The sequence below is a fragment of the Streptomyces sp. MMG1533 genome (assembly GCF_001279775.1).
Classification (GTDB): domain Bacteria; phylum Actinomycetota; class Actinomycetes; order Streptomycetales; family Streptomycetaceae; genus Streptomyces.
This window is the reverse complement of record NZ_LGDG01000049.1, coordinates 1-10,610: the sequence shown is the minus strand read 5'-3', so window position 1 is coordinate 10,610 and position 10,610 is coordinate 1. Positions and strand designations below refer to the sequence as shown.

The 10,610-nt window shown below is 68.3% G+C and carries 9 protein-coding genes and 2 pseudogenes; 8 read left to right on the top strand and 3 right to left on the bottom strand.

Annotated elements, in window-relative coordinates:
- Both ADK57_RS08735 and ADK57_RS08730 read right to left on the bottom strand, forming a co-directional pair.
- Positions 1 to 234: hypothetical protein (locus tag ADK57_RS08735; RefSeq protein ID WP_324612184.1), on the bottom strand; the 234-nt coding region annotated here is incomplete at its 3' end.
- 221 nt (positions 235 to 455) lie between these two features.
- Positions 456 to 1,418: a carbohydrate kinase family protein gene (locus tag ADK57_RS08730; protein WP_053748794.1), complete on the bottom strand. Its 963-nt coding sequence runs from the start codon at positions 1,416 to 1,418 to the stop codon at positions 456 to 458.
- A gap of 257 nt (positions 1,419 to 1,675) precedes the next feature.
- Here ADK57_RS08730 and ADK57_RS08725 point away from each other — a divergent pair, with 257 nt between their 5' ends.
- The 4 genes from ADK57_RS08725 to ADK57_RS08710 all read left to right on the top strand — a co-directional run bounded on the left by ADK57_RS08725 (position 1,676) and on the right by ADK57_RS08710 (position 5,779).
- On the top strand, positions 1,676 to 2,692 hold the full coding sequence (locus ADK57_RS08725; RefSeq protein ID WP_053748793.1) for a sugar ABC transporter substrate-binding protein: 1,017 nt from the start codon (positions 1,676 to 1,678) through the stop codon (positions 2,690 to 2,692).
- 150 nt (positions 2,693 to 2,842) lie between these two features.
- Positions 2,843 to 3,838 (top strand): ABC transporter permease, encoded by a 996-nt coding sequence (locus ADK57_RS08720; protein WP_053748792.1) that lies wholly within the window; start codon positions 2,843 to 2,845, stop codon positions 3,836 to 3,838.
- The gene (locus ADK57_RS08715; protein ID WP_053748791.1) at positions 3,835 to 4,671 is read left to right on the top strand and encodes an ATP-binding cassette domain-containing protein; all 837 of its coding nucleotides are present in this window, start codon (positions 3,835 to 3,837) and stop codon (positions 4,669 to 4,671) included. Before ADK57_RS08720 ends, ADK57_RS08715 begins: the two co-directional genes overlap by 4 nt.
- Before the next feature lie 76 nt (positions 4,672 to 4,747).
- On the top strand, positions 4,748 to 5,779 hold the full coding sequence (locus tag ADK57_RS08710; RefSeq protein WP_053748790.1) for a LacI family DNA-binding transcriptional regulator: 1,032 nt from the start codon (positions 4,748 to 4,750) through the stop codon (positions 5,777 to 5,779).
- Positions 5,780 to 6,194: 415 nt separating this feature from the next.
- Here ADK57_RS08710 and ADK57_RS08705 read toward each other — a convergent pair.
- A pseudogene (locus tag ADK57_RS08705) lies at positions 6,195 to 7,002 on the bottom strand (transposase family protein).
- 173 nt (positions 7,003 to 7,175) lie between these two features.
- Here ADK57_RS08705 and ADK57_RS08700 point away from each other — a divergent pair.
- The 4 genes and pseudogenes from ADK57_RS08700 (at position 7,176) to ADK57_RS08690 (ending at position 10,312) form a co-directional block, all read left to right on the top strand.
- Positions 7,176 to 8,444 (top strand): MFS transporter, encoded by a 1,269-nt coding sequence (locus ADK57_RS08700; RefSeq protein ID WP_199830511.1) that lies wholly within the window; start codon positions 7,176 to 7,178, stop codon positions 8,442 to 8,444.
- Positions 8,434 to 8,529, top strand: a pseudogene (locus ADK57_RS52400) (integrase); the annotation flags it as partial. The gene ADK57_RS08700 and the pseudogene ADK57_RS52400, both read left to right, overlap by 11 nt.
- A gap of 84 nt (positions 8,530 to 8,613) precedes the next feature.
- On the top strand, positions 8,614 to 9,576 hold the full coding sequence (locus ADK57_RS08695) for an alpha/beta hydrolase (RefSeq protein ID WP_234390040.1): 963 nt from the start codon (positions 8,614 to 8,616) through the stop codon (positions 9,574 to 9,576).
- A 16-nt stretch (positions 9,577 to 9,592) separates the two neighbouring features.
- Positions 9,593 to 10,312: a helix-turn-helix transcriptional regulator gene (locus ADK57_RS08690; RefSeq protein ID WP_053748788.1), complete on the top strand. Its 720-nt coding sequence runs from the start codon at positions 9,593 to 9,595 to the stop codon at positions 10,310 to 10,312.
- Positions 10,313 to 10,610: the final 298 nt, after the last annotated feature.

The window sequence follows — 10,610 nt, the reverse complement described above, 5'->3', positions numbered from 1 at the left end:
GTTGTACTGGTAGAAGAGGTGGTACTCGCCCTTGTAGTAGACGAGGCCGTTGGGGTCGTTCATCCAGTTCTTCTCCGGCGTGAAGTGGAACTGGGGCCGGTAGGTCTCGGAGTACGGCAGGGTGTCGGCGGCTACGGCCTGGGGGGCGAGCGCGGCTGCGGACAGGGTGCAGACGGTCGCCACCGCCGCCATCATCTGCACGCGGGCATGCCGGGATACACGTCCTGAGCTCATAGTGTCTCCTGTGCTGTGGCCGTCCACTGGGCCGAGCCCGCGGCTCTGGCGTGGACCGACCGAAAGGTGACGCCCTGGTCGGCGTCGTCGTCCACGCCGCCGACCCAGGGGTGTCATCGTTGACTTGTGTCATCGATGACATCGAAGGCCCGATGATGAGCGAAGTGCAGCCGATGCGTCAACAGTTCAGGCGGAATCGACCGGCGAAGCCCGTCCGCCCGTCAGGCGCCACCGGCGGCCGTGAGCTGTGCCAGCTGGTCCTGCCACGGTGGATTGGGACCGGCAACCGAGCAGGTCAGGGCCGCGACCCGAGTGCCGAACCGGCAGGCTTCCGCGACATCACCGAGACCGAGATCGGCCAGCCGGCCACCGAGGAGTCCGCGGGCGCCAAGGTGGTGCAGCAGGCCGGCGGCGAAGGAGTCCCCCGCGCCGACCGTGTCGACGACCCGCGTGGCCACGGCGGGCACCCGCAGCCGTTCGCCGTCGAGTGAGGCCAGGGCGCCGTCGGCGCCCAGCGTGATCACGACGAGCCGTACGCCCGCAGCGTGCCAGGTGTCGCACGCCTGCTCGGGTGGGGTGCCCGGCAGGAGGAGTTCCAGGTCGTCCCCGCTCAGCCGCAGGATGTCGGCGAGACCGCACCACTGCGCCAGCCGGGCGCGGTAGACCTCGGGGTGCACCAGCAGCGGCCGGACGTTGGGATCGATACTGATGGTGGCCCGCGGAGCCGCTGCTGCCAGGAACTCCTCCACCACCAACCCGCCGGGCTCACGGACCAGCGCCAGCGACCCGGTGTGCACACAGGCCGTTTCGGACAGATCCACCCTTGCCAGTTCCCCTGAAGTCCACTGCCAGTCGGCCGTGTTCTGCGCGTGGAACGAGAACGCGGCCTGCCCCGCGGCATCCAACTCCGCCACGGCCAGCGTGCTGGGCTCGGCGGCGGCCACGGCATACGACAGGTCCACGCCGGACGCCTCCAGGTGGGCCCGGAACAGGCGGCCGAACACATCGCCGGACAGCCGCGCCAGGAAGCGGGCCGAGGTGCCCAGTCTGGCCAGAGCCACCGCCGTATTCGCAGGTCCGCCGCCCGGCAGCACCCGCAGAGCGAGTTCGTTCGAGGCGTTTGCCGGTTCGGTGAAGGCGTCCGCGACACACTCCCCCAGAACGGTGATCTGACGCTGGCTCATGGGCTGCTCTCCCTCGGAAAGGCGCGGAAAGACCGGGCAAAAGGGGCCGCGCGACGCACCGGCACCGACCCGCTGCGCGGGGGCCGGCTACGGACGTTGCCAATTTGTGACGCGTGGAAGGCATTGACGTTGCCGGGATGCGGAGTCCATCATCCTCGCCAGGCAGTGTCAACGATGACATAAGTCAACGATGACACCACCGAGCGGCATGCTCTGATCCACACCCCGTGCCGCCCGCTATCCCACAGGAGTCGATCATGTCTCGCACCACTCGCCTGTCCTCCTCCCTCCTCAGAGCCGCCGCAGTCACGGGCGTCGCGGCCCTCACCCTGACGGCCTGCGGTTCCGGCTCCGGTTCCGGCTCATCGAGCTCCGGCTCGGGCGAGGTCAAGGTCGGTCTGATCACCAAGACCGACACCAACCCGTTCTTCGTGAAGATGAAGGAGGGCGCGGAGAAGGCCGCTAAGGAGAACGGCGTGCAACTGTCCACCGCGGCGGGCAAGTTCGACGGGGACAACGCCGGTCAGGTCACCGCCATCGAGAACATGGTCGCCGCCGGTGTGAAGGGCATCCTGATCACTCCGAGCGACTCCAAGGCGATCGTGCCCGCGATCGAGAAGGCCCGCGCCAAGGGCGTTCTGGTCATCGCGCTGGACACCCCGACCGAGCCGGAGAGCGCGGTCGACGCCCTCTTCGCCACCGACAACCTCAAGGCCGGTGAGCTGATCGGCGAGTACGCCAAGGCCGCGATGAAGGGCAAGACGGCGAAGATAGCCGCGCTCGACCTCGCGCCGGGCGTCTCCGTCGGCGTCCAGCGGCACAACGGTTTCCTGAAGGGCTTCGGCGCCACCGACAAGGACGTCGTCTGCGCCCAGGACACCGGCGGCGACCAGGCCAAGGGCCAGACCGCGATGGAGAACTGCCTCCAGAAGTCGCCCGACATCAACGTCGTCTACACCATCAACGAACCGGCGGCTCTGGGCGCGTACACCGCGCTGAAGGCCAAGGGCCGGGAGAAGGACGTGCTGATCGTCTCCGTCGACGGCGGCTGCACCGGCACCCAGGCTGTCAAGGACGGCAAGATCGCCGCGACTTCGCAGCAGTACCCGCTGAAGATGGCCGCCGAGGGCGTCAAGGCCGTCGTGACGTACGCCAAGGACGGCAAGAAGGCGTCCGGTTACACCGACACCGGAGTCACCCTCATCACCGACAAGGCGCAGGCCGGGGTCACCTCGAAGGACACCGCCTACGGCCTGGAGAACTGCTGGGGCTGAGCCCCCTAGGACCGTACGACACCGCCACTCCCCTCAGCGGGGCGGTCGGCCCGCCTCCCCGACCAGGGACGACCGCCCCCCTTGTCCCGGCGGCGGCGCTTCAGCCCTCGTCCTCGGACAAGGACATCTGTCTTCCTACAAGGACTTCGCATGACAGCCATGACCACGCCGTACTCGGAGCTCAAAGCACCGACCACGGCCCGCAGACTGCTCACGGCGCCGACCACCGGGCCCCTGGCCGCCCTCCTCCTGGCCTGCGCCTTCTTCTCCTTCTCGACCGACCAGTTCCTGACCGGCGGGAACTTCTCACTGATCGTGCAGCAGGTCATGGTCGTGGGCACCCTCGCCATCGGGCAGACCCTGATCATCCTCACCGCGGGCATCGACCTGTCGTGCGGGGCGGTAATGGCCTTCGGCAGCATCGTGATCGCCAAGATGGCGGCCGAGGGCTCCGTCCCACCCCTCGTCGCAATCGCGCTGGGCCTGGGCGTCTGCGGCGGCTTCGGGCTGCTCAACGGGCTGTTGGTGCAGAAAATCCCACTCCCGCCGTTCATCGTGACCCTCGGCATGCTCAACGTGGCGTTCGCACTGACCCACATCTACTCCGAGGAGCAGACGGTCACCAGCCTGCCCGGCCCGCTGACGGCCCTCGGAGAGACCTTCCCGCTGGGCCACACGGACATCACCTACGGCTCCCTGGTCACCATCGCCCTGTTCCTCCTCCTCGCCTACACGCTGAGCAGCACCGGCTGGGGCCGGCACGTCTACGCCCTGGGCAACAGCGCCGAAGCGGCCCGGCTCAACGGCATCCGTACCTCCCGCCTCACCATCGGCATCTACACCGTGGCCGGCCTGCTGTACGGCATCGCCGCCCTGCTGCTCATCTCCCGCACCGGAGTCGGTGACCCGCAGGCCGGGCAGACCGACAACCTCGACAGCATCACCGCCGTGGTCCTCGGCGGCACCAGCCTCTTCGGCGGACGCGGCTCGGTCCTGGGCACCTTCATCGGCGTCCTCATCGTCGGAGTATTCCGCAACGGCCTCCAGCTGATGGGCGTCGCATCCATCTACCAGACCCTGATCACCGGCGTTCTGGTGATCCTCGCGGTGACTGTCGATCAGATCTCCCGGAGGAAGGCACGATGACCGCCACCACCGCCCCCACGCCCGTTCTGCAGGCCCGCGGCCTGGTCAAGCGGTACGGCCAGGTCACCGCCATCGACGGCGCCGACTTCGACCTGCTGCCCGGCGAGGTCCTCGCCGTCATCGGCGACAACGGCGCCGGCAAGACCAGCCTGATCAAAGCGCTCACCGGCGCAGTAGTCCCCGATGCCGGTGAAATACGCCTCAACGGCGAGCCCATCACCTTCTCCGGGCCGCAGAGCGCACGCGCCCACGGCATCGAGACGGTCTATCAGGACCTCGCCGTGGCCGCCTCCATGGACATCGCCTCGAACATGTTCCTGGGGCGCGAGCTGCGCCGCCCCGGCGTCCTCGGCAGTGTCTTCCGCATGCTGGACAAGAAGCGCATGCGTCAGGAGGCCGCCGAGCACATGGCCGACCTGAAGATCGGTCTGCGCTCGCTGACCCAGTCGGTGGAGACGCTCTCCGGCGGACAGCGGCAGGCCGTCGCGGTCGCCCGTTCCGTCGCCTGGGCCCGCTCCGTCGTCGTCATGGACGAACCCACCGCCGCCCTCGGCGTCAAGGAGTCCGGCCAGGTCCTGGACCTCATCCGCCGCGTCCGCGACAAGGGCATGCCGGTCGTCCTGATCAGCCACAACATGCCGCACGTCTTCGAGATCGCCGACCGGATCCACGTCCACCGACTGGGCCGGCGCGCCGCCGTGATCAAGCCCTCCGACTACTCGATGGCCGAGGTCGTCGCCATCATGACCGGTGCTCTCACCGTCGATGAGGCCGGAGATACTGTCGTAGCGGATTCGGAGGCCGCGAAGGCCGCCGGAGTCCAGGCCACCTGACAGCACAACCCCGCTCTCGCGGTTTCCGGCCGAGGCCGCGGTCGGAACCGAGAGCCCTCAGGAGACGGTTTCCTCCATGGCAGCGAACCGCCGCCCCACCCTGGCCGATGTCGCCCGAGAAGTCGGCGTCAGCGCCAAGACGGTCTCTCGAGTCCTCAACGAGGACGGACCCGCCTCCGCGCAGACCAGGGAACAGGTACTCGCCGCAGTGGCCAAGCTCGGCTTCCAGCCGAACCTCATGGCCCGCAACATCCGCGTCGGCGGCCCGGACACCACTATCGGCCTGGTCATCCCCGACCTCGCCAACCCCTTCTTCGGAGCCGTGGCCCGCGCCATCGAGGACACCGTCCGCGAACGCGGCCTGACCCTGCTCATGGGCTCCTCCGCGGACGACCCCGAGCGCGAACGCGCCCTGACGGACAAGTTCCTCGCCCGCCGCGTCAGCATCCTGATCGTCGTTCCGTCCGTCGGCGCCGACCACTCCCACCTCAAGTCCCACCGTACGGCGGGACTGCCCGTGATCTTCCTCGACCGACCCGGAGTCGGCCTCGCCACGGACAGCATCGTCAGCTCCAACCGTGCCGGAGCCCACGACGGCGTCGCCCACCTCATCGCCCGCGGACACCGGCGCATCGGCTTCGTCGGCGACCTGCCCCCGAAGTTGTACACCCGCCGTGAACGTCTGGCCGGCTACCGCTCGGCGCTGCAGGAAGCCGACATCCCCTACGACCGCTCGCTCGTCACCAGCGCCCACGACCAGCAGAGCGCCGAGGCCGCGACCGCCCGACTCCTCGAGATGGCCGATCCCCCCACCGCCCTGTTCGCCGGCAACAACATCATGGCGCTGGGCATAGTCGCCGAACTGGCCCGCAGCAAGCGCAAGGACGTCGCCTTCGTCGCCTTCGACGAGGTGGCGCTCGCCGAGGCACTCGAACCGGCCCTGACCGTCGTCGCCCAGGACGCGGAGGAACTCGGCAGGGCGGCCGCGACCACCGCCCTGACCCGACTCGACGGTGACCGCACCCGCGCCCGCACCGTCACCGTTCCCACCCGGTTGATCGTCCGGGGCTCGGGCGAGCTCCCTGCCCCCGCACTGCAGGAAAGGTGACCTGGAGTTGGCCGACTGACATGGCGCTCTTCGGTGCGGCGGCGAAACCGCAGGCAGGTACGTCCTGAACGCCTCGGAAGAGCACCGCCGCACGACCGGCTGCGACACGGCCGTCATCGGTGCTCTCCACGCGAGCGAAGGTAACCCTCCCTTCGCTGCTCCTGCTTGCCGGCCAGGCGCGCGCTCAATTCCCCGACTGCGAGCCGATACATCCGTGCAGGTCAGAGCAGTTCGAACTACCGCTGGCAGCAATGCTGTTGAACTGATGCGCCGCGGATTGCGTCCGTTGGGCCAAAGGTCTGAATCCGTGTCCTTGATGGGACGGTTCCGTAGGTCAGAAGCCTGCACAGTGGGACGGGCGGGACTCGAACTTAACGGCCGACGGATTATGACGTCCAGGTTTTCCCAGTGAAGATCACTTCCAGTGGCGGTTGAGGGCAAGGGCGACGCGGGCTATATCGCCGATACGGCTGGGGCTGAGGGTGACGCGCTTGAGCGTGCGCGGGCGTTCTTGAGTTCGGCAGCGGTGCGCTCACCGAGGGCGCGGAGGTCTCTGACCAGGCAGTTCGTAGTGCGGGTGTCGGCGTCGAGAGCTTGTTCCGACTTCCCCTTCGGGCGGCGGACCGGGACGCGGATGCCGATGCCGGCGCCGATGTATCCCTTGTCGGCCAGGGTGGGCAGGCCGTCTACGGCTGCCTTATACAACGCGCGCAGGACGTGCAGCCGGGCGGCGGTGATGTCCGGGGTGGAACCCGGCTCGACATCGGAGACCCACAGCGGGGTGCCGTCCGGGGCGGACAGGAACTGGACGTTGCCGCCGAACCTCTTGTGTTTCTGGCTGAACCACAGGTCGTTGCCGTTGTCCCGAGTGCCGGCCAGGCGGCCGCTCTCGATGAGCATGCCGTCGAGGATCACGTGACTCATCTCCTCCTCCCGGCAGCGGTCCAACACCTCGTGCAGATCGGGTGCTTGGGCGGCGAGGATGTCGATGCCCTCGTGCAGGTAGCGATAGCTGGTGGCCTGGGAGTGCCGGCGTCCCCGGCCAGGCAGTGCACGCAGCCCCGCTCACGGAACCAGCACAGCACGAGGACCACCTGCCGGAACGTGCCCAGTACCCGCGAGCCCCGCGGGGTGCCCAGACGACGGCGATGCCCGGCAAGCAGCCGGGAGAGGTGCACCACGATGCGGTGCGGAACATCGAGCGTGGCAGCATAGGTGACCAACCTGAAGCCTCTGGTTCAGCGGACGATCTTGTGGTGAGAACCGTCCTGCCAGGGGCTTCACGTCTCTCGACGATCGGGGCCCACCCGCTGCGCGAAGTATGGACCGGAGGTTCCGGTCGGCGGCGGAGACCCAACACTAATGATCACCGGAGTCACCAGGGGGAGCCCGCAGCATGACCGGCACCACGGAGGCCCTTGGCAGGTCGGCTGCAGTCGACAATGCAGCACCAAGTGTCACGCGCCCGTTCTACGTCTACGCCGTGCTCGCCAACACACTGTTCCAGCGCGGCGTATTCGTCCTCTTCTTATATCAGCGCGGCTTCTCCGTCGGGCAAGTGGCCCTACTGCAGACACTGCTCTACCTGGTCAGTGGACTTGCGGAGCTGCCGACGGGAGTCATCGCCGACCGAATCGGCAGGCGTGCCAGCATCGTGATCGGCCAGATACTGATAGCTGGATGTCTGCTCGGCCAGGTGGCGTTCTCCAACTACTGGGTGTTCCTGGCGCTGTTCATCGGACAGGGCGTGGGCATGGCATGCGTGTCCGGTTCGGACACCGCCCTGCTGTACGACCTGCTCGTGCGTCGTGGTGCAACGGCCAGCTACGTCAAGATCAAGTCCCGGTTCACCATGCTCGGGACGGTCACCTCGGGAGCCGCCATCGTCCTCGGCGGCCAACTGCAGCAGATTTCCTGGGGAGTCGTCTACGTCGGTTCGGCGGCGTGCCTCGTCCTGGCCGTGGTGGTGCTGATGTCAGGAGTGCCCGAGATCCGCGGCGCGGACGCGGTGGACGAGCAGGACGGAGCCGAGGAGCACGGCGACGCCACAGCATGGCGGGCGATGCTTCGGGTCGCCACGCCGGCGCTCGTCACGCTTGTCGCGGTGTCCGGATTGATGCATGCGACTTTGACGCCGTACATCATTTTTACGCAGAAGACCCTCTCCGATCAGGGAGCGGGCACCGCATTGGTCAGCGTGGTCATAGCGGCGGGATTCTTCGCCGGCGGGCTCACTCCATTGCTGTCGGACTGCGCGGACCGGCGCATCGGGTATCGGGTCATCGTCCCGGTGTCTCTCCTGACGCTCGCCGTGGCGCTCGGCCTGAGCGGCCTCGGCCTTGTCTGGGTCACCATCGCCGCGTTCCTGGCCCTGGCCGGGATTCCCGAGATCACCGCCGTGATCGTGGACAACGTGTTCAACGAGGCAGTGCCGTCGCGCCACCGGGCGAGCCTGCTGTCGATGATCGCATTCGTGGAGTCGGCGCTCATCGGCATCGGCTATCTCGTCCTCGGCTCGCTCATGGACGGGTTGGGCTCCAGCGTGGGCATGGCCACCTACGCCTCGGTCCCCCTGCTGGCATGTCTCCTGTGGCTCCCGGTGCTCTTCCGAGGGGCACGGGTAACCACCGAGATCGAGAAGCCCGCCGGCCAAAAGGCATCCTGAAAAGACAGCCGCCCAGCGACGCGAACGCGCCCGCGTCCGCAGTGAGAAGGGCATCCGCTGGGGCGGACGACCACTCGCTGCCTGAACGGACCACCCGGTGTTCGCTCCCGATCACATCAGGAGCAGGGCAGGAGCATGACGCAGTTCACAAGGAAAGGGTGACAGGACGTTGTCGTGGGCAGCTGCGACTGTCGACGGCATGACGATCACAGATGAGGACTGCCTCCCCGAGACCCTGGCGTTCAACGCGCAATTTGAGGCTGCCGCCGCGAGCCGTCCAGCTCGCGGGCAGGCGCCGAGCGCAGCCACGCTGGCGCTCCTGCGGCGCAACCGGCTCGGCGGTGACATGCCGCCAGTAAGACTGCCGCACGGCCAGGACCGCGTCGTTGAGGGCGGAGTGAAGGTACGGGTCTTTGTGCCGGACCACGTCGACGGCGTGTACCTGCACCTCCATGGAGGCGGCTGGGTGTTCGGGTCCGCGGACGGACAGGACGAGCGGCTTTGGCGGCTCGCCGAGCAGGCACGGCTGGCCGTGGTGAGCGTGGACTACCGCCTCGCGCCGGAACACCCGTTCCCCGCCGGACCCGACGATTGCGAAGCGGCTGCCCGATGGCTGGTGAAACACGCCGCGGCCGAGTTCGGTACCGAACGGCTGCTGATCGGCGGTGAATCGGCTGGTGCCCACCTCAGCGTCGTGACACTGCTGCGCCTTCGCGACCGGCACGGCATCTCCGGCGCGTTCCGGGCGGCCCACCTGCTCTTCGGCCCCTACGACCTGTCGATGACACCAAGCCAGCGGCGGTTTGGCCCCCGACAACTGCTGAGCAACACCGACACGCTTCGGGCCGGCTATGAGCTGTTCACGCCAGGGATGAGGGAAGAGCAGCGCCGCGATCCCGAGGTGTCGCCCCTGTTCGCGGACCTGGCCGGGTTGCCGTCCGCCCGGATCGTCGTGGGCACCGAGGATCCGCTGCTGGACGACTCGCTGTTCCTGGCCGCACGGTGGCAGGCGGCGGATGCTCCTGTGCAGCTCGGCGTCGTCGCCGGCGCGATGCACGGCTTCACGCTGTTCCCCCTGGCCGTCACCGAGCGGGAACTGCGGCGCGAGCGGGACTTCTTGGCCTCCGCGTGACGGTAGCGTCGGCGGCATGAACCGGACTGCCCGGCTGTACGCGCTGGTGGAAGAGTTGCGCGCGGCGGCGCCGCGACCGCTGACGGTCACGGCGCTCGCCGCGCGGTTCGAGGTCAGCACACGCACGGTGCAGCGCGACCTGCAAACCCTGATGGAGACCGGTGTCCCGGTGCGCTCCATACCCGGGCGAGGCGGCGGCTGGTCGATCGACCCGGAGATGACCCTGCCCCCGATCCACCTCACGGCCGATGAAGCCTCGGCACTGACCGCCGCGCTCGCCGCGGCCGACGCCTCCACCCCCTACGCCAGCGCGGCCCGCACGGCGGCTCAGAAGATCGTGGCCTCGATGACCGGCCCCGTCTCGGAGGCGGCGCAGGAACTCGCCGCACGAATCGTCACCCTGCCGACTCAGGGCGACTCCGAGGTCCGTACCGCGGTGGAGCAGGCCCTTGCCGACAACATGGCGCTGCGGCTGTCCTACACCGACGCGGCAGGGCACGAAAGCAACCGCGTCGTGGAACCGGCCGGATTGCTCACCGCCGACGGCCGCTGGTACCTCATCGCCTGGTGCCGCACACGCAGGGCCGGCCGGGGCTTCCGGCTGGACCGGATCGCAGCAGCGGCGCCAACCGGTGAACAAGCCCATCCCCATGACCTGACGGGACTACTACTCGGCTCGGCCGCCGCCAGTGCGGTGCGGCCCACCGCACTGACCTCGCTTACACCCCGACCATGAGCATCCGAAGACACCGACCCGGCGAACAATTGCGGCCACGGCACCAGACGCTCTCTCAACAGCCAACTGCCGCCATTGAACGCCAGGTGCGCCATCAGCACGCAGGCCGCCGACGCCCCCGGACGACGCGTCGGATCGAGCGACACAAGGGCGACAGTGTCTCCACAGCGCGATGAACAGCCGACGTCGCCCACTTGCGGGTTGCGTCCAGGGAAGTGGTGTACGGGTTCGACCTGATCCGGGGGTTTGCTCCGGCATTGGGGATGGTGCCCGCATAGATGAACGGCCACCGGCTGAT

What these genes read in the sequence shown, in the direction of transcription:
- ADK57_RS08730 (WP_053748794.1), bottom strand. Translation starts at nt 1,418, where the DNA reads ATGAGCCAGCGTCAGATCACCGTTCTGGGGGAGTGTGTCGCGGACGCC.
- ADK57_RS08725 (WP_053748793.1), top strand. Translation starts at nt 1,676, where the DNA reads ATGTCTCGCACCACTCGCCTGTCCTCCTCCCTCCTCAGAGCCGCCGCA.
- ADK57_RS08720 (WP_053748792.1), top strand. Translation starts at nt 2,843, where the DNA reads ATGACAGCCATGACCACGCCGTACTCGGAGCTCAAAGCACCGACCACG.
- ADK57_RS08715 (WP_053748791.1), top strand. Translation starts at nt 3,835, where the DNA reads ATGACCGCCACCACCGCCCCCACGCCCGTTCTGCAGGCCCGCGGCCTG.
- ADK57_RS08710 (WP_053748790.1), top strand. Translation starts at nt 4,748, where the DNA reads ATGGCAGCGAACCGCCGCCCCACCCTGGCCGATGTCGCCCGAGAAGTC.
- ADK57_RS08700 (WP_199830511.1), top strand. Translation starts at nt 7,176, where the DNA reads ATGACCGGCACCACGGAGGCCCTTGGCAGGTCGGCTGCAGTCGACAAT.
- ADK57_RS08690 (WP_053748788.1), top strand. Translation starts at nt 9,593, where the DNA reads ATGAACCGGACTGCCCGGCTGTACGCGCTGGTGGAAGAGTTGCGCGCG.